Here is a 21,913-nt window from a genome sequence, read left to right on the forward strand (position 1 = left end):
GCCTCAGCGCAACAATGTGGCGGGATCGGCGCGATGCAGGCTGCGCATGGCGGCCAGCCCCGAGACAATCGCCAGGCTCATGCACAGCAGCAGGCATACCGCGGTGGTCCACGGCCCCAGCGATACCGGCACGTTGCGCGCGCGCGCAATTGCCAGGGCGATTGCCCCCAGCACGCTGCTGCCGATCAAGCCGAGTGCGCCGACCCAGAATGCTTGTTCCATCACCACCTTGCGCAACGCGCCCACGCCAACGCCCAGCGCGTTGAGCGTGGCGTACTCGCGTACGGAGCCGATCACGGCGGCGATCAGGGTTTGGCTGGTGATCACCGCACCCACCAGGAACACGATGCCGGCCAGGAACAGCACGCCGGCACCCGCGCCCGTGTCGAGTATCCAGTAGAGCTGGGAGCGACGGGCGAAATCGCGTGCGGTCCACACGTCGTAGCTACCGAAGGCGCGGTCGCCGCGCAGGCGCGCAGCAACGTCCGTGGCAAGCGCGGGGTCGCGTAGCTTGGCTACGAAATAAGTCATGCGGTTGGCGTTGGAGGGGTCGGTGTCCAGGGTGGCAGCCGTAGCCAGCGATGCCACCACGTTCACTCCGCCCAGCGCGCGCAGGCCGCTGCTGACGCCAACCACGCGCACACGGTGGCCGTTGATGACGGCGGTATCGCCCACGCCGACGCCCAGGTTCTCAAGGTCGGCACGATCCACGATCACCGCATCGGGCTCGTTGAGGCGCGCGCGCAAGCTCAGAGGCAGGGCGTGGGCGAACATGAGGCCGTCCGGCCGGGCGTTGATGCCGGAGACGAATACCGACACGCCGCCGGTGTCGCTGGGACCGCGCCAGTCGGCGTCCACCCAGTGGAAGGGTTCCACCGCGGTGACGTCCGGGTCCATGCGCAGTCGCATTTCCACACCGGCATCGATCGAGCGGCCCAGGTTGACGCTCTGCGTGCCGGGATAGCCCGCCCAGAGGTCGCCCGACGAACCGGTGATGTACACCGCCGCGCTGCCGAAGATGCCGAGCACCAGCGCGGCCTGCAGCAACTGCAGCAGGCCGGAAAAGCCGACCGCCACGATGGCGGGCAGAAAGCGACGCCATTCATAAACAAGCGTCTTGCGAGCCAGCGCCACCATCAGTTGGTGCCTTCCGGCAGTGGCGTGTTCGGCATGGGGGCGCCGCCCAAGGCCTTGTAGAGCGCCACGTAGGCGAGGTCGCGCGCCGCTACGGCGCTTACCACATCCAGCGCGGCCTTGTGGCCTTCGATCAGGCTGTCCTGCAGTTCGAGCGGGCTGCTGAGCTTGAGCTCGGTGCGCTTGCGCTGGGCGTTGAGGTTGGTCTGCACGGCCTCGGCGGCCTGCACGGTCGCCTGTTCGCGATCACGCAGCTGCGCCAGGTCGCCCATGGCCGTTTCCGCTTCGGCCACGCCTTGCAGCACCGCCTGGCGGTAGGCCAGCACGGCGGCCTTCAGTTCGTGGTCCTTGGCGTGGGCATTGGCCACGCGCTGGCCCCAATCGAACAGCGGAACGTCGATGATGGGCCCGGTGGAATAGATCGCCTCGCCGGTGTGCACCTTATGGTTGGCGGCAATGTTGGCTGACCACTGCACCGAGGAGCCGATCCCGATGTGCGGATAAATGTCCGCGCGGCTGATACCCAGCTCGCCGGCCGCACGCAACACGTCGGCTTCGGCGGTGGCGATTTCCGGCCGGGCGCGCAGCATGTCGGCTGGTGCGCTGGTCAGCTGCCAGTCGCCCAGGCGCGGCTGCTCGCCGGGTTGCAGCCATTGCGGGTCGGGTTCGGGCTGGCCCAGCAGCACGGCCAGCTGCTGGGCGCTGCTGTTGATCGTCTGCAGAGGTTCGCTCAGGGCGGCCTGGGCATGCGAAAGCTCGGCCTGGGCGCGCGCCACCTCCGCCGGGGGGGCGAGGCCAAGTTCCTGGCGCACCTTGAGCAGGCGCAGTTTTTCCCGCAGGGAGTCGCGGATCGCGGTCAGCAGGCGCGCTTGCTGCTGGGCGGAGCGTAGCTCGACCCAGCGCCGGGTCACTTCCGCCACCAGCGATACCTGGGCGCCGCGCACGGCGGCATTGACCCCGTCCAACTGCCCCTGAGACAACCGCTTGGTGCTTTGCCAGGCCCCGAACAGGGGCAATTCCCACACGGCATCGAAGCCCGCCACGAAGTAGGAGGCGGTGGTGTCCGGGTCGATCACGTCATTGGTGCGACCGTGCAGCGAGGGCAGGTACGGATCATGGGAGTGGCGGTTGAGGATGCGCGCTGCGCGCATGCGCTCGGCGGCCTGCGCCACCTCCAGGTTGCTCTGCAGGGCGCGGTCGATCAGCGCGTTCAGCTCGGGGTCGCCCAGCGCCTGCCACCAGCCGCGCAGGTCTGCGCTGGGGGGCGCGACGCCGGCCGGCGCATTGCGCCAGGTTTCGGGCACCGGGGGCTTGAGATCGGGTAGCGGGGCGACCGAGCACCCCGCCAACGTCACCAGTCCCCAGGCGATCAACCCGCTGGCGAACAGGGGGCGGATCCGGGAAGGTGCAGCTTCCATGTTCGACTGTTCCGGGTGATTTCGACGCTGAAACACGAATTTCCTGAACGTTCAGGTGACAAGTGGGGTGTGCTTGTGACCGGCGACAGCGCCAATAAGTGCCCCAATCATACCGGAGCTGCCCTACGACAGGCTTATAAATTGCCGGGAGCTGTCGTCTTCGTTAAGACGCCGCGCAGTTTCTTTCGGAAAGAAAGGAGGCCGAAAGGGGTGGGTCCCTATCGTGTCCTCATCCTGCAATACGGAGCTTCACCTTGTGACTGGCTGGACCATTCTCTGCGACTTCGACGGCACCATCTCGGTCGAGGACGTGATCGACTCGCTGCTTGACCGCTTCGGCCGCCCGGGCTGGGAGACGCTCGAGCAGGATTGGCGCGCCGGCCGTATTGGCTCGCGCGAGTGCATGACCGGCCAGGTTGGCCTGCTCGACATGACCCAGCAGGAGCTGGACAAGCACCTGGGTTCGCTGTGGATCGACCACGCCTTCCCGGCGTTCGTGAAGCAGGCGCGCGAGTTGTCCACGCCCATCCGCGTGGTCAGCGACGGTCTCGATTACGCCATTCATAAGATTCTGGGTCGCTATGGCCTGGACGATATGCCGCTGGCGGCCAACCACCTGGCCCCGGCCACGCCGCCGCGCCAGTGGCAGCTCACCTCGCCCTTCCAGGCCGAGGGTTGCCGCAGCGGTACCTGCAAGTGCGCCGTGGCCGCGCAGGCCAGCAAGGGCGGCACCAAGACCCTGCTGATCGGCGATGGCGCGTCGGATTTCTGCGCCGCTGATCGCGTCGATTTCGTGTTTGCCAAGCATCGCCTGATCGAGCACTGCCGCGCCGCCGGCATTCCTTATGTGCCGATCACGGGTTTCGAGGACGCGCTGGAGCTGTTGCCGCGCCTGCTCGACGGTAGCCTGCTGGCCGAGCACACCCCGGCTCAGCCCCCCGTGGCCATTGCCTTGTAACTGAGCGAGCCACGCTCGCTCTCCCCACTTTCCATCGTTTTCTGGATTCCCCTGATGAACGCTTACGACAAGAACGCTGGCGTCGTGATCCCCGACGCGCAGCTGCTGGCCGATGAGGCTGAGTGGAGCTCGTTCGGCGATACCGTGCATTACGTCGATCCGCCGAAGATCTTCCGTCATGGTGAAGGCAGCTGGATGATCGACACGGCCGGTACGCGCTTCCTCGATCTGCAGATGTGGTACTCCGCCGTGAACTTCGGTTACGGCAACCAGCGCCTGAACGATACGCTCAAGCGCCAGATCGACGTGCTGCCGCAGGTTGCCAGCCAGTACCTGCACCAGACCCGCATCGAGCTGGCCAAGACCATTGCGGTCGATGCCCAGAAGAAGTTCGGCCTCAAGGGCCGCGTGCACTTCAACGTGGGCGGCGCGCAGGCGGTGGAAGATTCGCTCAAGCTGGTGCGCAACTACACCGGTGGCAAGAGCCTGATGTTCGCCTTCGAGGGCGGCTACCACGGCCGTACCCTGGGCGCGTCGTCCATCACCTCCAGCTACCGCTACCGTCGTCGCTTCGGCCACTTCGGCGAGCGCGCGATGTTCGTGCCGTTCCCGTACCCGTTCCGTCGCCCGAAGGGCATGACGCCGGAGGAATACTCCGATGCGTGCGTGCGCCAGTTCGCGCGCCTGTTTGAAACCGAATACAACGGCGTGTGGGATCCCAAGGTCAACCAGGCCGAATACGCTGCTTTCTACGTTGAGCCGATCCAGGGCACCGGTGGCTACGTGTTGCCGCCGATGAACTTCTTCAAGGACCTGAAGAAGGTGTTGGATCAGTACGGCATCCTGATGGTCGTCGACGAAATCCAGATGGGCTTCTGGCGCACCGGCAAGCTGTGGTCGATCGAGCATTTCGGCGTGACGCCGGACATCATCGTGTTCGGCAAGGCGCTGACCAATGGCCTCAATCCGCTGTCGGGCCTGTGGGCGCGCGAAGAGATGATCAACCCGACCATCTTCCCGCCGGGCTCCACCCACTCCACCTTCAACTCCAACCCGCTGGGTACCTCGCTGGGTCTGGAGGTGATCAAGATGGGCTACGAGCTGGACTACGAGACCAGCGTGCCGAAGAAGGGCGCGCACTTCCTCGAAGGCCTGCGCGACCTGCAGAAGCGCCACAAGGAAATCGGCGACGTCGATGGCCTGGGTCTCGCCATGCGCGCCGAGATTTGCACCGACGACGGCTTCACGCCGAACAAGGCGCTGCTGGACAAGATGGTCGACATCGGCCTGGCTGGCGACCTGGAGCACAACGGCAAGAAGATCGGCCTCGTGCTCGACGTGGGTGGTTGGTACAAGAACGTGATCACCTTCGCGCCGTCGCTGGATATCACGCACGAAGAAATTGACTTGGCCATTGCGCTGCTCGACCAGCTGCTGACCAAGGCCAAGAAGGCTATGTAAGACGACGCGGCGAGGCTAATCCCTCGCCGCGTTGCCGTACGGTTTGTCTCGAGTAGTTCCCATGCAGGGGATGTGTGACAACGGCGACGCCTATGCGTCGCCGTTTTTTTTCAGTTGTCGAGCATGGCGGGAATCGCCGCCACCAGCGCATCGATGGCGCAGCGCGTCTTGGATGGCATGTAGCGCGTTTTCGGCCACACGACGTGAATGTCCTGTGGCGCGAGATTGCAGCGATCCTTGACCTGCACCAGCTCCCCGGTCTTGATGTGACGGGCTAGCAGCCACGACGGCAGACGCGCCAGCCCAAAGCCCGCGATGGCCGCCGCCGCGATGGCGGTCACGTCGTCCATGCTCAGCTGCGGCTGAATCTGCAGCCGGCGAATGTGCCCCTGGGTTTCACGCAGGTCCCATGGTGTCGTCACGCCCGCGCGTGAATGGGCGACGATAGCGTGCCGCTCCAAATCGTCCCATGCCGTTGGTATGCCATGTTCGGCGACATAGGACGGTGATGCGCCAATGCTGACGTATTGGACGCCGAGTTTGCGCGCAGCGAGGCTTGTACTGTCGCGTAGCTCACCGATGCGTACGGCCAGGTCGAAGCCTTCCTCGATGAGATCGACGACGCGGTCGGTAAAGGACACATCGATGCGCAGCGAGGGATATCGGCGCGCCAGTTCCATCAGCACCGGCGCCGCGCAGAGATGTCCAAACGCGATAGGCACACTGACGCGCAAACGCCCCTGTGGCTGTTGGCGACCGCCTTCGAGCATCGCTTCCGCGGCATCAAGTTCGGCGAGCGCGCGCACGCAATAGTCGTAATAAGCCTGACCGTCCTCGGTGAGGCTTTGCGCGCGCGTGGTGCGTTGAAGCAGTCGTGCGCCCAGGCGCGCTTCCAGCCGCGCAATGATCTTGCCTACGGCGGACCGCGTGAGGTTGAGCCGCTCCGCCGCCACGGCGAAACTGCCGGCTTCCACCACCTGTACAAAGGTGGCGACGCCGTCGAGCCTGTCATCCATGCGCCTGCTCATTGGTTCTTTCATGGATTCAGTGCGGGGAGCCAATTGAGTCAATGGGGATGTTTTGGCGTCGATATAGTAGCCGCTCTCGCACGGAGCGTAATCATGTCCCGCTCAGTCTCCCGCAACCGCATGGCATTGGCCGCGGTGTGCCTGTCTTCGTTGATGTTTGGGCTGGAGATCTCCAGCGTGCCAGCCGTGCTGCCCACGCTGGCGCATGTGCTCCACGGCGATTTTCGCGATATGCAGTGGGTCATGAACGCGTACACCATTGCCTGTACCAGCGTGCTGATGGGCACGGGTACGGTGGCCGATCGTTACGGACGCAAACGGTTGTTCCTTGTATGCATAGCGCTGTTCGGCATCACCTCGTTGCTGTGTGGCCTGTCCTGGAACATGCCGGTGATGATCGCTGGACGTTTTCTGCAGGGAGCCAGCGGTGGCGCCATGCTGATCGGTCAGGTGGCAGTGCTCTCGCATCAGTTCTCCGACCCTGAGGAGCGCGTGAAGGCATTTGCGTCGTGGGGCGTGGTCTTCGGTATCGGCCTGGGCTTTGGTCCCATCATTGGCGGCACCATCGCGGCGCTGGCCAATTGGCCGTGGGTGTTTCTGGTTCATGGGCCACTGGCGTTGATCACCTGGGCGCTGGCATGGCGTGGTGCGGTGGAATCGCGCGACCCGCACGCGCAGCGCCTGGATGTGGGCGGCATGGTCACCTTGTCGCTGGCGGTGTTCGGCATTGCCTATGTTATTACCCAGGGGGGAGACATGGGTTTTGCGAGTGCGCAAACCATCGTCATGGCTGCGCTGAGCGTGTTGTGCCTGGGCGCCTTTGTGTTGATCGAACGACGGTTGGCGCGGCCGATGATGGACTTTTCGGTATTTCGCATTCGCCCGTTCTCGGGCGCGTTGCTCGGGTCAGCGGGTATGAATACCAGTTTCTGGCCTTTCATGCTCTATCTGCCCGTCTATTTCCATGACGTGCTCGGCTACGGCGACGTCGTTGCAGGAAGCGCACTGCTTGCTTACACGCTGCCCACGCTGGTGGTGCCACCTGTGGCCGAGCGATTGGCGCATCGTTACCACGCGGGCTGGGTGATTCCGGGCGGGTTGTTCACCATCGGAGCGGGGTTTCTCCTGATGAAGTGGGGCAGTGGCGTGGCCCAGCCCAGCTGGTTAAGTCTGTTGCCCGGTTGCGTCATCGCGGGCATTGGCCTGGGGCTGACCAATACCACAGTGACCAACACGACCACCGGCGCGGTGCCTGCGGAGCGCGCGGGCATGGCCTCAGGTATCGACATGAGCGCGCGCATGATTTCGCTGGCAATCAACATTGCGTTGATGGGTCTCATCCTGGTCGCCGGCACTAGCGCGGGTTTGTCGCGCGTGATGTCCGGCCATGCGCAGGCACGTCACGTGATGGCCGTGGCCATGGCCGGTGGGCAGCCGGTGCCACTGGCGGCGGACGTCGTACATGGCGCACTTGCCCAAGGTTTCCAGTGGGTCATGCTCTACGCGGGGCTCAGCGTGTGGTTGCTGGCAGGGGCCAGCCTGTGGGTGTTCGGCGTCAAAGGCCGTGTGCGTAAGGTCAATGGCGCTGCGCACCTGTTGTCGTAACTCGGCATGCGCGAGGCGCGTGCGGGCGGCAACGCCCGTTCTACGCGCAAACCGCCCGAGCTGCCGTTGAGGCAGCGCACCAAGGCTCGCGGACGTTTGGCGATGGGCGGCACGATGGCCAAGCCCAGCCCCGTAGCTTCGCAGGGGATGTGTGACAACGGTGACGCCTGTGCGTCACCGCTTTTTGGGTCAGCGCTTGGCGTCTTGCGCCTGTCGCTGCCTGCGTTCGCGCCGGGATTCGATGGCAGGCGAGGGCAGCGAAGGCGCGAGGGTGTCGACGAACTCGCCATTCGACGCGCTCGGCATCAGCGCTTGGGGTGCCTCGGGTGGCGTCGGCGTGCCGCTGGACGCGGGAGTAAGGTGATGCAAGCGCCCATTAACCTGCGCGCCCGCAGCCATGTTGAGCGTCTGATAGAACACATCGCCGGTCACGCGTGCTCCCGCACCGAGCTCCAGGCGATCGGTAATATGCAGATCGCCGAACACTTCGCCGTTGATTATCGCCACGGGTACGCGAAGATTGCCGCGCAACACGCCATGCTCGCTCAGCGTGAAAACAGCGCCCGTATCGTGGGCGTGTACAAGTCCTTCAACCTGGCCCTCCAGATACAGCGAGCCGCTGAAAAGCATTTCACCCTGGATATGGGTGTGGCGTGCCACCAGGCTGGTGACGTCATGGGTACCGGGGAGATCCGGACGCTTGCGATTGAACATGATGGTTTCCTCCTGGGTTACGCAGCGCTGGCGCTGGGCCGGTGATGTGGTGGGCGCGCGAGCGACACAACGGTGCGACGCGTGGGGGCGGGTAGCACGCCTGCGGGCCCAGGCGGTGGTGCCGTCTGCAGTAGTCGACTTGCACGTATGGCGTAGTGGGGTAGCGGCCAGCGCACGGGCCAGTCGGCGACAAAACGTTCCAGCGCGTCCACCCATTTCCAGGCGTTTGCCTGATCGTGCGTCGACAGCGCGGATTCGATCTCGTGCGCTACGGTGACGATGGCTCGTCGCAACAGTGCGCGCGAACGTGCCTTGTTGAAGATAGGGTCTTCGTCCGCGCGATCGACGTGGATGGAGCCGCCGGTCGGGCCGGCATACTGTCGATGTTCGAGTTGTTGCTGCGCAGCCTCGCGGAGCGAGAGTTCGTGACTGCGCATGGCCAGGTGCAGGACCAGGGCCGGGTCGGTCAGTCCTTGCAATAGGCGCAGTCGGTCGTTGAGCGTCGGGGCGTTGTGGTGCGTTCCCGCCATCAACGAGAAATACAGTTGCCGCGCACGCACGCGGGTGCGCTCGTCGGGATCGTTGTGCGACAAGTGCTGGGCCGCGACCAGGTCATTGCAGCGCAGCAGTGCCGTTTGCCTGACCGCCGGAGCCGGGTCTGACATCGCCAATCGCGGAAGCTGGGCGATGAGTTGGGCGTCGTTGCTGAGTTCGATAGCGGTGCATCGGAACAAAGCGTTGTCGTGCAGCCACACGGGCTGGCGTTGCTTGTTGGCCATGGAGGGAGTGGTATGGCGGCGCGCGAAGGCGGCCTCGCCGTGCGCCATGCCTGCTCACATGCGATGGAACAACCCGCAAGGTGATGGCGTGAAATAGGACGGCGCGGTGAACGTGCGCACCATGCGATGCCCACGTTTCACTAGGGAAGGGTCACTGATCGCCGGGCAGCGATCCATCGGACAAGTCTTAAATGCCGTGCCAGCCGATGTGGTGTTTCGGCATCCGTTCAAGGAGCCCGCGTGACGTGGTGCAGACGTCTCGCGGGCACGGATCAACCGGTGGATCGCGAGGTGCGTGCCGGTGGAAATACGATCTCTACGCGCAATCCGCCGCTGTTGCCGGCGAGATAGCGCACCTGGGCGTGATGACGTTCGGCGATGCGCTGCACGATCGCCAGGCCCAAGCCCGTGCCTTCCTCGGTAATGCCGGGTACGCGGAAGAAGCGCTCGCCCAGGCGCTCCAGGAAGGCGGGCGGCACACCGGGGCCGTTGTCCTCCACGGCGAGGCAAGTGCCGTCAGCCTGTGCGGCGAGGCTAACGGTAAGCACGCTGTCGCGTCCTGCGTAGCGCAAGCTGTTGTCGATCAGGTTATCGAGCAGTTCCTGCAGCGAAATGCGGTCACCGTCGATCCATACGTGCCCCTCAGGCCCCTCGTAGCCCAGGTCCACGCCGGCCGCGATGGCATCGTGCACGCGCATGCCGAGCAGGTCCGGTACCAGTTGCGCCAGATCCAGCAGGCAGAGCGGGCTGCTGTCGTTCAACTCGGGGGATTGCGCGCGCGTCAGCGCAAGCAGCTGGGAGGATGTACGGCTGGCGCGTTGCGTCAATCGCAAGATGTGTTGCAGCGCATCCGTCACCGTTTCTGGCGTGGGGTTGGCTTGGGCGCGTTCCACATGTACGCGCAGGCCGGCCAGCGGGGTCTTGAGCTGATGCGCGGCATCGGCGATGAAACGCTCCTGTAGCGCGAGCATGCCGCGCTGGCGCGCGAACAGGCCGTCGATGGTGCGCGTGAGCGGGAGAATCTCCACCGGCACGTCGGCATCGCCGATGGGGGCGAGGTCGTGCTCGCGAGAGGCCAGTCGCGCCGTCAACGGGTCGAGTTGGCGCAGGCCCACGCGCACGCCATACAACACCAGCATGAACACGCTGGCGATCAGGATGGCTTGCGCGGGAATGCTTAGCAGCAGGATTTCGCGCGCGCGCTGGTGGCGATCATGGAAGGTCTCCGCCATGGTCACGGTGAGCTGGTCGCTGGGATCGTGCAGGTTGGGAATGCGCACGGTGGCCGCGCGCAGTTCGCGACGCTTCTGGGTGGGCGTATACAGCGTGGTGCTGTACATCTGCGGCTCGCCGTCTTCCGTGGCACCCGATAGCGGTGCCGGCTTGAGTTCGGCGGTGCCGGCCAGCAGGCCATGACGCTGGCTGCTGACGTTGAAATAGTTATGGCCTTCCGGCGCGTATTCGAGAAGGAAGCGCGCCTGCGGCGAGATCTGTCCGCCCAGGTCTTCCTGACTGAGCATCTGCGCCAGCGTGGTGGCATCGTCCGCGAGGTCGCGGTCGTGCACGTGATTGGAGTAGATCAGCGCTCCGCCGTAGGTCACCAGGCTTTCGATCACCAGCAGCACCATCAGTGGCACCAACAGCGAGGAGAGCAGGCGGCGGCGGAGGCTCGCGCGGCCATCGGGTTCGAGCATGCGATAGAGCCAGGGTTGTTCGAGCCGTGGCGCGGGTGCGCTCATGCCTTCGATTCCTTGCCTTCCTTCACTTCTTCCAGCAGATAACCCAGGCCTCGGATGGTGCGTACCTGGGTACCCGAATCGACCAGCTTGCGGCGCAGGCGATAGATGGCGATGTCCAGGCCGTTATCGGTGAGTTCTTCGTCCCAACTGCACAGCGCTTCGACCAGTTGGGCGCGGCTGGTGACGCGATCCGGGCGCGAGGCCAAGGCTTCCAGCAGGCCGAATTCACGCGCGGTAAGCTCCAGTGGTGCGTCGTCCACCCAGGCGCGATGGCCGGGCAGGTCCAGGCGCAATTTACCGATCAGCATTTCCGGCGCGCCTTGTGCCGTATAGCGACGCAGCAGGGCGCGCACGCGTGCCTCGAACTCGGCGAGTGCGAAGGGCTTCACCAGATAATCGTCCGCGCCCAGGTCGAGCACGCGCACCCGCTCGCGCAGGCCTTCGCGCGCGGTAATCACCAGCACCGGCAGGCCGGTGCCACGCTTGCGCAGGCGCTGTAATACGTCGGCGCCGTCCAGGTTGGGCAGACCCAGGTCCAGGATCAGCAGGTCGTACGGCGTGTCGCGCAGGGCGGCGTCGGCCTTGGCTCCATCGGTCACGCAATCCACGGCGTGACCGCCTTGGCGGAGCGATGCGCTCACACCAGCAGCAATGGAAGGGTCATCCTCGGCAATCAAAATACGCATGCAGGTTTCCGTTGGGGGCGGACCATCGTGGGCGATGGCACCTTCGGGGCGGCGCGGGTCAAATTGCGACTGATTCTCATTTGTGGCAACATCCCGGCCTCATGTCAGGGAAGCCGCCCAAGTGGGCAGCTTAGCGCCCTGACAAGGTGCTGGGACAGCATGCGCGAGCCTTCGTTGCATCGCCCGCGTCAGCATCCGTGTGGATAGGACAGACAGAAGGCGGGCATGGAACCAGCGAAGCAGTCGCGCGACAACCCAGGCACGGCGCATCGGGGTGGCCCGCGGCGGGCGTTCTGGCTCAAGCAGCTCCACCAGTGGCATTGGATCAGCTCCGCGCTTTGCCTGGTGGGCATGCTGCTGTTCGCCTTTACCGGCTTCACGCTCAATCATGCCGGCCAGATCGAGGCCAAGGCGCAGACCGTCCATCGGAACGCCCAACTTCCCGCGCCGCTGCTGAAGGTGCTGGCGGCCGAGGACGAACGCAAGGGCGTGGCGTTGCCACAAGCGGTCGCCGATTGGATCGACGGTTCGCTCGACGTCGATGTGGCCGGTCGCGCGGGAGACTGGTCCAGCGACGAGGTTTATCTCTCCATGCCGCGGCCCGGCGGCGATGCCTGGCTCAGCATCGATCGCGAAAGCGGCAAGGTGGAGTACGAACGCAGCACGCGCGGCGTCGTTGCCTACCTCAATGATTTGCACAAAGGGCGTCATGCGGGTGCCGCATGGGGTTGGTTCATCGATGTGTTTGCCTTGGCCTGCGTGATCTTTTCAGTCACCGGGCTGTTGTTGTTGAAAATGCACGCCGCGCAGCGTGGCGCCACCTGGCCGCTGGTGGCCTTCGGTTTGGTGTTGCCGCTGTTGCTGGCCTTGATCTTCATTCATTGACGGGGAATGCCCATGCGTCGACTGATGCTTTCCATGCCCGCGTTGCTGCTCGCCGCTCCGGCGATGGCCGCCGACCTCAACGTGACCGTGCAGATTCCGCAACTGGACGTCGCCGAATACCACCGCCCGTACACGGCCGTGTGGATCGAGCGCGAAGACCACAGCGTGGCCGCTCAACTGGCGGTGTGGTACGCGCAGAAGGAATCGAAGGAGGGCGCCGGCACCAAGTGGCTGCCCGAGCTTCGCCAGTGGTGGCGTCGCGGCGGCCGCGAACTTCAGTTGCCCATTGACGGCGTGTCCGGCGCCACGCGGCCAGCCGGCGATCAAAAGCTGAGCTTCCACGACGGCAAGGCGCCGCTTGGCCCACTGCCTGCGGGCAAGTACGAACTCGTGGTGGAAGCGGCACGCGAAGTGGGCGGACGCGAAGTGGTGCGCGTGCCGTTCACTTGGCCGGCCAGCGCGCCGCAGCAACTGGCTGCCAAGGGCAGCAGCGAACTGGGCGCGGTCAAGCTCGACCTGGCCCCCTGAACACGGAGAGTCCCAAGCATGTTGAAGCAAACCCTCAAGTGGAGCGCGTTGGCGCTGGCTCTTTCGCTGCCGCTGGCGGCGGAGGCGCACAAGATGTGGCTGGTGCCTTCGGCGACCAACGTGTCGGGTGCCGATCCGTGGGTTACGGTGGATGCCGCCGTCTCCAACGATCTGTTCTACCCCGACCACATGCCGGTGGCGCTGGACCGCGTGACGGTCATTGCGCCGGACGGCCAAGCGGTGCAGCCCGAGCATGGCGTTACTGGCCAATATCGCAGTGTGTTCGATGTGCACCTGACCCAGCCGGGCACGTACAAGGTGGCGGTGATCAATGGCGGCCTGTTCGCCAACTATGAGCTCAACGGCGAGAAGAAGCGCTGGCGCGGTGACGCGACGGAGCTGGCCAAGGCCATTCCGGCCGGCGCCAAGAATGTGGATGTGTCCGAATCCATCAATCGCGTGGAAACCTTCGTTACCAACGGCAAGCCCAGCGACATGGCGCTCAAGCCCACGGGCAGGGGCCTGGAACTGGTGCCGGTGACGTCATTCACCGACCTGGCAGCGGACGAGCCTGCCACCTTCCAGTTGTTGCTTGACGGCAAGCCGGCGGCGGGGCTGAAAGTGGTGGCGATCGCTGGCGAGACGCGCTATCGCAACGCGCAGGAGGAGCTGGACGTGACCACCGGCAAGGACGGCAAGTTCAGCCTCAAGTGGCCACACGCCGGCATGTACTGGATCAGTGCCAGCACGCAGGACGACAAAGCCAGTGTCAAGCCGGCCAAGCAGCGTCGCCTGTCCTATGCGGCCACGCTGGAAGTGCTGCCGCAGTGATGCGCGCAGCCGTGGGCACGCGTTGATGTCCCGGACCCTACTGCTTGCCGTGCACAACCTGCACGGCGAGACGATGGGCACGAACTGGTCGGTGCGCGCGGTATTGCCCGCGGGCATGTCGCTGCGTGACGTGCAGGATGGCGTGCAGCGCACGCTCGATCGCATCGACGGCCAGATGAGTACTTATAAGCCGCAGTCTGCGTTATCGCGTTTCAATCTGGCGCCGGCACGCACCTGGCATGCCTTGCCCAGCGAGTGCTTTGAAGTGGTGGCGCATGCCTTGCAGCTGGCGCAGGCCAGCGACGGCGCCTATGACCCTACGGTGGGACCGCTGGTGAATCTGTGGGGTTTTGGTCCCGACGCGCCGCGCCTGTCGCCGCCCTGCGATGAGGAAATCCAGGCAGCGCGCCAGCGCATCGGCTGGTCGCGCTTGCAGCTGGATATCGCCGCGCACAGTCTCTATCAGCCGGGTGGCGTGTACCTGGATTTGTCCTCCATCGCCAAGGGCTATGGCGTCGATCAGGTGGGTCGTTACCTCGATGGCATCGGCGTGGACGCGTGGCTGGTGGAGGTGGGTGGTGAATTGAAAGGCAAGGGACGCAAGCCCGATGGCTCGCCCTGGCGTATCGGCATTGAGCGGCCCGGCGCGGTCAGCGGTGCGGTGGAGCGGCTGGATCAGCTCAGCCAGGTGTTGACGCTGAGTGGACGGGCCATTGCGACATCCGGCAACTATCGACGTCATTTCCAGGCGAACGGCCAGTACTTCTCCCACCACATCGATCCGCGCAGCGGCCAGCCCGTGCCGCATCGCGTGGCATCCGTGAGCGTGCTCGCGGATCACGCCCTCCAGGCCGATCCACTCGGCACCCTGATGACGGTGCTGGGGCCGGATGCGGGCCTGGCCTATGCGTGTGAGCGTGGTATCGCCGTGATGTTCATCCTGCACGGCGAGCGTGGCCTGGAAGAACGGCTGTCACCGGCCTTTGTCGAGGCGCTGGCGGCGTGACATCGATGCTGGCCCGGGTGGAGCGCCCCGCGTGGGGCAATGTTCTTTTGTGCGCGCTGCTTGCCATGCTGCTGCTGGGCTTGGGCCTGTGGCACGCATCGGAAGGGGAGTCGTACCACCCCGGCGGGACGCGCGCGTGGGTGGCTGCAGGCGTGGCCGGTACATGGCTGGCGTTCACCGCCTGGGTGGCCATGCGCCGCGCGGCTGCGCGTAGACCCTTGGCCGTGGCGGGCGCCGCCGGCGAGCAGGTGCTGGTCGCCTTCGCCAGCCAGACCGGCAGCGCCGCGCAACTGGCCGCGCAGACGGCTGCCAGCCTGCAACAGGCGGGCATGCGTACTCAGCTGATCGAGCTGGGCACACTGACCCATGCCGCGCTCGCGTCCTGTCGCCGTGTGTTGTTTGTCGTCAGCACCACCGGTGAAGGCGATGCACCGGATAGTGCGGCGGCCTTCGTTACCCGCCTAATGTCATCGCCGCAGGCGTTGCCGGCGCTCCAGTACGGTCTGCTCGCGCTGGGCGATCGCGATTACGAACACTTTTGCGGCTTCGGTCGCCAGTTGGAACAGTGGCTGCAACTCAGCGGGGCCACACCATGGTTCGATGCGGTGGAGGTGGACAACGGTGACCCGGCCGCATTGCGCCATTGGCAACATCATCTGTCGCTTGTGTCGGGTGCGGCGGATATGCCCGACTGGGAACGTCCCGACTATCAGCGCTGGCGTTTGGTGGAACGTCGACTGCTCAACCCACACAGTAAAGGCGGCGCCTGCTTCCATCTTGCCTTGCAGCCGCTCGACGGCGACTTATCCTGGCAGGCGGGCGATCTGGTGGAGATCGGGCCGCAACACGCACCAGCCATGGTGGAGCGCTGGTTGGCAACGGCCGGGCTGGAGGGTGACAGGATCGTTGCGCAGCAGGGGCGCGCGCTCGCCCTGCGCGAATGGTTGGCCACCAGTCAGTGGCCGACGCCGGGCGCGGCACGTGGCTTGACGCCGAATAAGCTGGTGGAGGCGCTCACGCCGCTGCCGCACCGCGAGTACTCCATCGCCTCCGTTCCCGGCGACGGCAGCCTGCATTTACTGGTGCGTCGCATGCAGCGCGAGGATGGGAGTCTTGGTCTTGGTTCTGGTTGGCTTACCGAGCATGCGGCCATCGGCGAGACGATCGCCTTGCGCATCCGCGCCAACCCCGGGTTCCACGCGCCACCTGCCGAGGTACCGCTGATCTTGGTCGGCAATGGCACGGGGCTGGCGGGGTTGCGCGCGCTGCTCAAGGCGCGCATCGGCAACGGATACTCGCGCCATTGGTTGTTGTTCGGCGAGCGTCAGTCCGCTTGCGATTTCTATCATCGCGACGAAATCCTTGCCTGGCAGCAGCAGGGACATATCGAACGATTGGATCTGGCGTGGTCGCGCGACGGGGCCGGCACGATCTACGTGCAGGATCGCCTGCGCGAGGCGGCCACCGCACTGCAAGCATGGGTGGCAGACGGCGCTGCCATCTACATCTGTGGCAGCCTGGAGGGCATGGCCCCGGGCGTGGACGCCGTCTTGCGCGAGGTATTGGGCGAAGCCCTCGTCGCGGAGCTGCGCGAGCAGGGGCGTTACCGTCGCGACGTGTATTGAGCGCCGGTAAGCGTGACTTTTGGCCTATAGGGGCCTGCGGACGCATGCTTCACGCTGGCCGTTCCTTGGGGGAGGGCGCATGGGGATGCAGCAAGCGAACAGGATCGGCCGTTGGCTGGTCGTCATGGGATGCGTGGCGTGGTGCTGGGGCGTTCACGCACAGGAACAACCTGTCTCGGCGGCCTCATCGACGCCGCCAGCCATGGTGGAGATTCCCTTGGCCAAGGCCCATGCCGCCGCGCCGCGTGAACCCAGCGCGGCGGATGCGTGGGGTGGCGTGCGTACCGGTAAGGAAGCCACGCTATCCGATCGCGTGGTGGCCTATCGTATCGATGCAGAGCTGGACGCCGTTCGCCACAGCGTGAAAGGCAACGAGCAGTTGAGCTGGCGCAACCGTAGCAATCAGCCAGTCAATCGTGTCTATCTGCATCTGTATCTCAATGCGTTTCAGAACGAAGGCAGTACGTTCTTCACCGAACGCCAGGTGCTGACGGCGCACGGGCACTCGCGAGGCGCGGCGGCGCTTGAGAAGGGTCAGTGGGGATGGATCGATCTCAAAAGCGTGCAGCAAGGCAGCGCGGCGCTCAAATGGCGCTTCGTACACCCGGACGACGGCCCTGCCACCGATCAGACGGTGGTGTGCGTCGACCTGGCCGAGCCGGTGCCGCCTGGTGGCACGCTTGCGTTGAATATCGATTTCCTGAGCCAGTTGCCACGCGTCGTGGAACGCACCGGTTGGTGGGGGTCATTCAACCTGGTGGCGCAGTGGTTTCCCAAGATCGCCGTATTGGAGCTGCCGGGGGAGCGCGGTGCCACCCACGTGCAGTGGAACGCGCACGAGTTTCACTTCAACAGTGAGTTCTACGCGGACTTTGGCAGCTACGACGTGCGTTTGACGGTGCCGTCTGACTACACCGTGGGCGCGGTGGGCGAACTGCAAGGCCAGCCGGAGCGCACGGGTGACAAGGCCACCTATCATTTCCAGCAAGGCGACGTGCACGACTTTGCCTGGGTGGCCGCCAAGGGCTACCAGACACTGGATGCCAGCTGGCAAGGACCCGGCAGCCCGAAGGTGGCGGTGCGGGTGATCTATCCACCCGAATACAAGGCCAGTGCCGCGCCCGTATTGAAGGCCACGCTCGATTCACTGAGCTACTTCTCCAACACGCTCGGTGCGTATCCGTATCGCACGGTCACTGCGGTCGTGCCGCCGTTCAATGCCCAGGAGGCGGGCGGCATGGAGTACCCCACCTTCTTCACTGCCGAGGGCTACGCGAACATCGATGCGCAAACCATGGACCAGTGGAATATCGACTTCGTGACCATCCACGAGTTCGGCCACGGCTATTTCTATGGACTGCTGGCTTCCAATGAATTCGAAGAGCCGATGCTCGACGAAGGCATGAACGAGTATTGGGATCAGCGCATGCTGCGCGCGCGTAACCAGCGCATCCTGGTGCCCAGTTCGTTGGCACGTCGCGCTGGCATCACACCGTCCACCGATGTATTCCAGTTCGAGCGCCGATTTGCCGACCTTGCGCATCCCTACGATCCGCTGGGACAGAACAGTTGGGATCGTTATTCCAGCAGCAGCTATGGCACCGTGTATTCGCGTACGGCCACCGCGATGCACGACCTGGAGGAGCGTCTGGGCACGTCGGTGATGGAACGCGGTTTTCGTGAGTACTACCGACGCTGGCGTTTCCGTCATCCATCCGTCGCCGATCTGCGCGCCACCTTGATCGACGTATCCGGTAACGCCCGCGCGGTCAATGAGATCTTCGACCAGTTCATCTACGGCACCGCGCACATCGACGACCGCGTCGCATCGATCGATAACCAAGAGGTGTGGCCGCTGGCCGGCAGCTGGTCAAAGCGGGGCGAGCGCCAGGAATTCGTAGCGGATGATCGCGATGAGATGGTGGACCGGCAGCGCACGTCCTGGCGCAAGGCGCATCCGCATGACGGTAGCGACAAGCCTGGGCCTTTCCCTTGGCGCGGCACGGTGACGGTGGTGCGCGACGGCGCATCGGTGCCGCAGCTGTTGCGCGTCACCTTTGCCGATGGAAGTCATGAAGACGTGCATTGGGACGATGATCGCCGTTGGGCGCGTTTCGTATTCACGCGTCCGACCAAGGTCGTGTCGGCCGAGCTGGATCCGGAGCAGAAGATTCTGCTCGACGCCGACAAACTCAACGACAGTCGTACCACGACACCCAATCACGTGGCTTCGCGGCGTTGGACCGCCGATTTCGCCGCCCTGCTGCAGACGTTCTACGCATTCCTGGTGACGCTGTGATGGCCTACCGACAATCCCGTCGCGTCGATATGGGCGCTGTTTTCCGTGCGCCGTTCCTGGCCCTGCAATGGCGCTTGTTGCTGATGTGGGCCTTGCTGTTGTTGCTGCCCACGATGATCGCCGCCCTGCCGGTGTTGCAGGTGTTGGGGGGCCTGCTCGATCAATCGACCCACGTGCAGGCGTGGGCACGGGACTTCGACATGCTGATGTTCGGTGACGTGGGGCACGCCTTGAGTCAGCAACATCACCTTTTGCATGGCGCCTTGATGGCGAGTGTGCTGACGGCCGTGATGCTGCTGCCGTGGCTCAATGGCATGGTGGTGGCGAGCGGTCGCGCCGGTCGCTCGTTGGGTTTTGCGGCGCTGCTGCAGGGCGGCCTAGGCGAGTATGGGCGCATGTTCCGGCTGCTGCTGTGCGCGCTGCCGGTGTATGCGTTGGCGGGCTATCTCGCACAGCTGGGCCTGGATCACGCGGATGATCGCGCTGATCTAGCCGTACTGGAGTCACAGGCGACGGCCGCCGAACACCTGGCTTGGTGGCTGGCAGGGCTGGCCGTAGTCCTCGCGCAGCTCTGGATCGAATCGGCGCGCGCGGCGTTCATCGCCGATGGTGGCTTGCGTGCGGCGACCGTGGCGATGTGGCGTGGCCTGGTGCAGCTGTTGCGTCGACCGTTCTCCACGGCGCTCACCTATGTGGTGATTAGCCTGGTGGGTTTTGCAGTCGCGCTATTGCTGGGCTATGCGCGCACGCACACATTGGCGGTAGGCGGTGCGGCAATGGGTTGGGGCTTCCTGCTGACCCAGTTGATGGTCATGACGCTGGGTTGGATGCGCATCGCGCGCTTGTTTGCGCTCGCCGACGTGGCGCGCTCACTGGGCGGTTCGCGACGCTCGGGTTTGGGCTAGGCAGGGCCAACGCGATCTTCGTGCGTACGAGGGTCGCGTTGGCCCAGGTCAATGGCTGGGCAGGCGCGCCAGCACCAGCTCGCCGTCGCCTTCGATGCGTACGGGGTGACCGGGAATCGGGTCGATCCAGATCATGTCGTTGGGCGACACCGCTTGCGAGCGGTGATCGGCGTAGATGTCTGCATGGCCCGAGAGCAGCAGGAAAAACCAGCGCCAGCCCTGCGGTGCGAGCAGCACCATGGTGCCGCGCAATGGGCGCGCGAGCAGCTCGCCCTGCGCCTGGTTGCGCAGTTTCAGATTGACGGTGCGGGTGGGCGACGCCGCGCGGAACGCCTCAGGCGCATTGGCATCGTCGAAATAGGCGATGGCGAAACGATCCAACTGCTGGGTTCGCCCGTCGGGAAAGCTGATCTCGACCGGGGCATCCAGGGGCACAAACTGCCGTCGCATGTCGGCATGTGGCGGAAATGCTACCTGTTCATCGGCGCCGATCATGGTGAGGCGCCACTGCCAGTCATCGTTGTGCGGACCGCAGGCAATCTCCGTGATAATCGCGCTGCCGTCGGCGCACGACTTGCCGTGCAACTGGTCCGTGGAGACGCGGCTGAGCCGACTCACGCCCAGGCTCGCCGTTGCTGCGGGCAGGGCGGGTAATAGGCGAACACGTGGTTGTGTGCGCCGAAGAAGTCCATGTCTTCAATATGTTCGCCGCCCAGGCGCTCCGCCACGCGGTCGGATGCTTCGTTGCCGATCTTGACCAGGCTGATCACACGCGGCGCATTCAGTGCATGCCAGGCGAACTCCAGTACTGCCGTACCGGCCTCCGTGGCATAGCCGTGGTGGCGAAACTCTGGCTTGAGCATCCACCCCAATTCCAGATCGGGCCAGCCCTCGGGCTTCATCAATCCGGCGCGGCCGATGAATTGTCCGCTGTCCTTCAGTTCCAGCGCCCACATGCCATAACCACGCAGTTGCCAGTGGCCGATCAGCATGGCGAGCGAGCGCCACGCGTTGGTGCGATCCAGCGGCTGGCCGTCGCCAACCCAGCGCGTGCTCAGTGGATCGGCCAGCATGGCGGCGTAGTCGTCGAAATGACGCTCCAGCAGAGCGGTCAGACGCAGGCGCGCGGTTTCAATGACAGGTATCTCAATCATGGTATTCATCAAGCAAGTCGGGTGCCATCGAGCAAGGTCGCCAGCGCGCGGGTGCTGATGGCCAGGCTCTCGTGCCACGGTAGGCCGACAATGCTGTGGCCAGAGGCGGTATCGACAAACGCCTCCGCTTCACCCGGTGGTAGCAGGTGGCGGTAGTCCACGGTGATCTCGGTGCCTGCGGGCAAGTCGCGCGTGGCAAACACAAAGCCCAGATGCCACAAGCCAGTCGGTTCGAAGCTGTGGTTGATGTAGCACTCATCCGGCCAGTCGGGCGAGACGGTGTAGCGATCCTCGAACCAGCGTGCACTGGCGTAGAGCTGTTGAGACAGCTCGGGCGAGCCTATCAGCTCGTCGTAGCGGTAGGTGCGCTCAATCGCGTCCGGCGCGGTGACGATATGTCCCGCGCGAACGTCTTCCTCGAGAAACAGCCCCTGACCCGCGCCGACGATTTCAGATGCGGCAATGCGGTAACGCGGAACGATCATGTGAACCCTCAGAGCCTATTCCATGTCTTTATGTGGCCTGTGCCGGCTACGTGGAGACAGGGGGCAGGCTCTTGTACTCGACAAGGCGGCCGAGTGTAGGCTCATCCGGCCGGGGGTGCCAGTCCCGGCCGGTGGCACTTTAGTAAACGCAAGTGACTGATCGGTTTGGTTATTCGTGTGCAGCTTTGGCGGCGTTCGGTTTGGTCTTGGCCGGAGCTGCCGTCGCGGCGGCTGCGGCGGCGGGCTTGCCCGGTGCCTTTTCTGCGCCGGCGGCATCGCTGAGCTGGATGGCGGTGCGATTGCGTTCGAGGGTAGCGGGGCCGATGCCCTTGACCTGGCCGAGATCCTCCACGCTCTTGAACGGACCGTGGGCTTCACGCCACGCCACGATGGCGGCGGCCTTGCTCGGGCCTACGCCGTCCAGCGCGTGCGCGATGGCGGCAGCGTCCGCGGTGTTGATGTTGACCGGGGTGGACGCCCAGGCGGGCAGGGCCAGGGTGAGGGTGAGCAGCAGGGCGGCGAACAGGTGGCGCATAGGGAAGCCTCCGGAATGGATGGGATGCGGCGCGAGTCGGGCCGCATGCCGACTGTGCGCAGGTTGCGTGGCGAGGGCAGTCGGCGGCGATAGCGATATCGGGTAGGGCTTGCCGCGAACGCCACGCGCCTTAAGGGC

General features: G+C 64.8%; 21 protein-coding genes. 10 read left to right on the forward strand and 11 right to left on the reverse strand.

Translation table 11 applies throughout. The features are described from left to right. Window positions 1-3: 3 nt before the first annotated feature. Both JHD67_RS01345 and JHD67_RS01350 read right to left on the reverse strand, forming a co-directional pair. Complete coding sequence (locus JHD67_RS01345) at window positions 4-1,137, reverse strand: ABC transporter permease (RefSeq protein ID WP_199096546.1); 1,134 nt, start codon at window positions 1,135-1,137, stop codon at window positions 4-6. Next, a complete protein-coding gene (locus JHD67_RS01350) occupies window positions 1,137-2,552 on the reverse strand; it encodes a TolC family protein (RefSeq protein WP_233171565.1) in 1,416 nt (471 codons plus the stop codon). The genes JHD67_RS01345 and JHD67_RS01350 overlap by 1 nt, the downstream gene beginning before the upstream one ends. 256 nt (window positions 2,553-2,808) lie before the next feature. On the opposite strand from JHD67_RS01350, the gene JHD67_RS01355 reads away from it, so the two are divergent. Next, window positions 2,809-3,510, forward strand: a complete 702-nt coding sequence (locus JHD67_RS01355) for an MtnX-like HAD-IB family phosphatase (protein ID WP_199096551.1) — start codon at window positions 2,809-2,811, stop codon at window positions 3,508-3,510. A gap of 54 nt (window positions 3,511-3,564) precedes the next feature. Beyond that, entirely contained in the window at window positions 3,565-4,971 is a 1,407-nt protein-coding gene (locus tag JHD67_RS01360) for an aminotransferase class III-fold pyridoxal phosphate-dependent enzyme (RefSeq protein WP_199096552.1), read from the forward strand. Between the two features lie 110 nt (window positions 4,972-5,081). Here JHD67_RS01360 and JHD67_RS01365 read toward each other — a convergent pair whose 3' ends face one another. Beyond that, entirely contained in the window at window positions 5,082-5,987 is a 906-nt protein-coding gene (locus tag JHD67_RS01365; protein WP_199096553.1) for a LysR family transcriptional regulator, read from the reverse strand. Window positions 5,988-6,092: 105 nt separating this feature from the next. On the opposite strand from JHD67_RS01365, the gene JHD67_RS01370 reads away from it, so the two are divergent. Then, window positions 6,093-7,604 (forward strand): MFS transporter, encoded by a 1,512-nt coding sequence (locus tag JHD67_RS01370; protein WP_199096554.1) that lies wholly within the window; start codon window positions 6,093-6,095, stop codon window positions 7,602-7,604. A gap of 189 nt (window positions 7,605-7,793) precedes the next feature. Here the strand turns inward: JHD67_RS01370 and JHD67_RS01375 are convergent, their stop codons facing one another. The 4 genes from JHD67_RS01375 to JHD67_RS01390 all read right to left on the reverse strand — a co-directional run bounded on the left by JHD67_RS01375 (window position 7,794) and on the right by JHD67_RS01390 (window position 11,522). Continuing rightward, window positions 7,794-8,318: a polymer-forming cytoskeletal protein gene (locus tag JHD67_RS01375; protein WP_199096555.1), complete on the reverse strand. Its 525-nt coding sequence runs from the start codon at window positions 8,316-8,318 to the stop codon at window positions 7,794-7,796. 17 nt (window positions 8,319-8,335) lie between these two features. Then, on the reverse strand, window positions 8,336-9,145 hold the full coding sequence (locus JHD67_RS01380; protein ID WP_199096556.1) for a hypothetical protein: 810 nt from the start codon (window positions 9,143-9,145) through the stop codon (window positions 8,336-8,338). Between the two features lie 224 nt (window positions 9,146-9,369). Further along, window positions 9,370-10,791, reverse strand: coding sequence for a sensor histidine kinase (locus JHD67_RS01385; RefSeq protein WP_233171573.1), 1,422 nt, complete (start codon window positions 10,789-10,791; stop codon window positions 9,370-9,372). Between the two features lie 41 nt (window positions 10,792-10,832). Further along, window positions 10,833-11,522, reverse strand: a complete 690-nt coding sequence (locus JHD67_RS01390) for a response regulator (protein WP_199096559.1) — start codon at window positions 11,520-11,522, stop codon at window positions 10,833-10,835. Between the two features lie 225 nt (window positions 11,523-11,747). Here JHD67_RS01390 and JHD67_RS01395 point away from each other — a divergent pair, with 225 nt between their 5' ends. The 7 genes from JHD67_RS01395 to JHD67_RS01425 all read left to right on the forward strand — a co-directional run bounded on the left by JHD67_RS01395 (window position 11,748) and on the right by JHD67_RS01425 (window position 19,601). After that, entirely contained in the window at window positions 11,748-12,407 is a 660-nt protein-coding gene (locus tag JHD67_RS01395; RefSeq protein WP_199096562.1) for a PepSY-associated TM helix domain-containing protein, read from the forward strand. A 12-nt stretch (window positions 12,408-12,419) separates the two neighbouring features. After that, window positions 12,420-12,935 (forward strand): DUF2271 domain-containing protein, encoded by a 516-nt coding sequence (locus JHD67_RS01400; protein ID WP_199096564.1) that lies wholly within the window; start codon window positions 12,420-12,422, stop codon window positions 12,933-12,935. 18 nt (window positions 12,936-12,953) lie between these two features. Continuing rightward, window positions 12,954-13,766, forward strand: coding sequence for a DUF4198 domain-containing protein (locus tag JHD67_RS01405; protein WP_199096566.1), 813 nt, complete (start codon window positions 12,954-12,956; stop codon window positions 13,764-13,766). 25 nt (window positions 13,767-13,791) lie between these two features. Next, window positions 13,792-14,772 carry an FAD:protein FMN transferase gene (locus tag JHD67_RS01410; protein ID WP_199096568.1) on the forward strand — a complete coding sequence of 327 codons (981 nt, stop codon included), beginning with the start codon at window positions 13,792-13,794 and terminating at the stop codon, window positions 14,770-14,772. Between the two features lie 5 nt (window positions 14,773-14,777). After that, on the forward strand, window positions 14,778-16,397 hold the full coding sequence (locus JHD67_RS01415) for a sulfite reductase flavoprotein subunit alpha (RefSeq protein WP_199096633.1): 1,620 nt from the start codon (window positions 14,778-14,780) through the stop codon (window positions 16,395-16,397). Window positions 16,398-16,476: 79 nt separating this feature from the next. Next, window positions 16,477-18,696 carry a M1 family metallopeptidase gene (locus tag JHD67_RS01420; protein ID WP_343214279.1) on the forward strand — a complete coding sequence of 740 codons (2,220 nt, stop codon included), beginning with the start codon at window positions 16,477-16,479 and terminating at the stop codon, window positions 18,694-18,696. Continuing rightward, window positions 18,696-19,601, forward strand: coding sequence for a hypothetical protein (locus JHD67_RS01425; protein WP_199096570.1), 906 nt, complete (start codon window positions 18,696-18,698; stop codon window positions 19,599-19,601). The genes JHD67_RS01420 and JHD67_RS01425 overlap by 1 nt, the downstream gene beginning before the upstream one ends. Window positions 19,602-19,649: 48 nt before the next feature. Here JHD67_RS01425 and JHD67_RS01430 read toward each other — a convergent pair whose 3' ends face one another. The 4 genes from JHD67_RS01430 to JHD67_RS01445 all read right to left on the reverse strand — a co-directional run bounded on the left by JHD67_RS01430 (window position 19,650) and on the right by JHD67_RS01445 (window position 21,775). Then, on the reverse strand, window positions 19,650-20,219 hold the full coding sequence (locus JHD67_RS01430; protein ID WP_199096572.1) for a HutD family protein: 570 nt from the start codon (window positions 20,217-20,219) through the stop codon (window positions 19,650-19,652). Then, entirely contained in the window at window positions 20,216-20,755 is a 540-nt protein-coding gene (locus JHD67_RS01435; RefSeq protein ID WP_199096636.1) for a GNAT family N-acetyltransferase, read from the reverse strand. Before JHD67_RS01435 ends, JHD67_RS01430 begins: the two co-directional genes overlap by 4 nt. A gap of 8 nt (window positions 20,756-20,763) precedes the next feature. Beyond that, window positions 20,764-21,240, reverse strand: coding sequence for an SET domain-containing protein (locus JHD67_RS01440; protein WP_199096582.1), 477 nt, complete (start codon window positions 21,238-21,240; stop codon window positions 20,764-20,766). A gap of 169 nt (window positions 21,241-21,409) precedes the next feature. Then, window positions 21,410-21,775 carry a ComEA family DNA-binding protein gene (locus tag JHD67_RS01445; protein WP_199096584.1) on the reverse strand — a complete coding sequence of 122 codons (366 nt, stop codon included), beginning with the start codon at window positions 21,773-21,775 and terminating at the stop codon, window positions 21,410-21,412. Between the last annotated feature and the right edge of the window lie 138 nt (window positions 21,776-21,913).

It is taken from the genome of Dyella sp. ASV21 (genome assembly GCF_016428975.1).
Taxonomy (GTDB): domain Bacteria; phylum Pseudomonadota; class Gammaproteobacteria; order Xanthomonadales; family Rhodanobacteraceae; genus Dyella.

Coding starts and splice junctions, on each gene's coding strand:
- JHD67_RS01345 (WP_199096546.1), bottom strand. CDS start 1,137: ATGGTGGCGCTGGCTCGCAAGACGCTTGTTTATGAATGGCGTCGCTTT.
- JHD67_RS01350 (WP_233171565.1), bottom strand. CDS start 2,552: ATGGAAGCTGCACCTTCCCGGATCCGCCCCCTGTTCGCCAGCGGGTTG.
- JHD67_RS01360 (WP_199096552.1), top strand. CDS start 3,565: ATGAACGCTTACGACAAGAACGCTGGCGTCGTGATCCCCGACGCGCAG.
- JHD67_RS01365 (WP_199096553.1), bottom strand. CDS start 5,987: ATGGATGACAGGCTCGACGGCGTCGCCACCTTTGTACAGGTGGTGGAA.
- JHD67_RS01370 (WP_199096554.1), top strand. CDS start 6,093: ATGTCCCGCTCAGTCTCCCGCAACCGCATGGCATTGGCCGCGGTGTGC.
- JHD67_RS01375 (WP_199096555.1), bottom strand. CDS start 8,318: ATGTTCAATCGCAAGCGTCCGGATCTCCCCGGTACCCATGACGTCACC.
- JHD67_RS01380 (WP_199096556.1), bottom strand. CDS start 9,145: ATGGCGCACGGCGAGGCCGCCTTCGCGCGCCGCCATACCACTCCCTCC.
- JHD67_RS01385 (WP_233171573.1), bottom strand. CDS start 10,791: ATGCTCGAACCCGATGGCCGCGCGAGCCTCCGCCGCCGCCTGCTCTCC.
- JHD67_RS01390 (WP_199096559.1), bottom strand. CDS start 11,522: ATGCGTATTTTGATTGCCGAGGATGACCCTTCCATTGCTGCTGGTGTG.
- JHD67_RS01395 (WP_199096562.1), top strand. CDS start 11,748: ATGGAACCAGCGAAGCAGTCGCGCGACAACCCAGGCACGGCGCATCGG.
- JHD67_RS01400 (WP_199096564.1), top strand. CDS start 12,420: ATGCGTCGACTGATGCTTTCCATGCCCGCGTTGCTGCTCGCCGCTCCG.
- JHD67_RS01405 (WP_199096566.1), top strand. CDS start 12,954: ATGTTGAAGCAAACCCTCAAGTGGAGCGCGTTGGCGCTGGCTCTTTCG.
- JHD67_RS01410 (WP_199096568.1), top strand. CDS start 13,792: ATGTCCCGGACCCTACTGCTTGCCGTGCACAACCTGCACGGCGAGACG.
- JHD67_RS01415 (WP_199096633.1), top strand. CDS start 14,778: ATGCTGGCCCGGGTGGAGCGCCCCGCGTGGGGCAATGTTCTTTTGTGC.
- JHD67_RS01420 (WP_343214279.1), top strand. CDS start 16,477: ATGGGGATGCAGCAAGCGAACAGGATCGGCCGTTGGCTGGTCGTCATG.
- JHD67_RS01425 (WP_199096570.1), top strand. CDS start 18,696: ATGGCCTACCGACAATCCCGTCGCGTCGATATGGGCGCTGTTTTCCGT.
- JHD67_RS01435 (WP_199096636.1), bottom strand. CDS start 20,755: ATGATTGAGATACCTGTCATTGAAACCGCGCGCCTGCGTCTGACCGCT.
- JHD67_RS01440 (WP_199096582.1), bottom strand. CDS start 21,240: ATGATCGTTCCGCGTTACCGCATTGCCGCATCTGAAATCGTCGGCGCG.
- JHD67_RS01445 (WP_199096584.1), bottom strand. CDS start 21,775: ATGCGCCACCTGTTCGCCGCCCTGCTGCTCACCCTCACCCTGGCCCTG.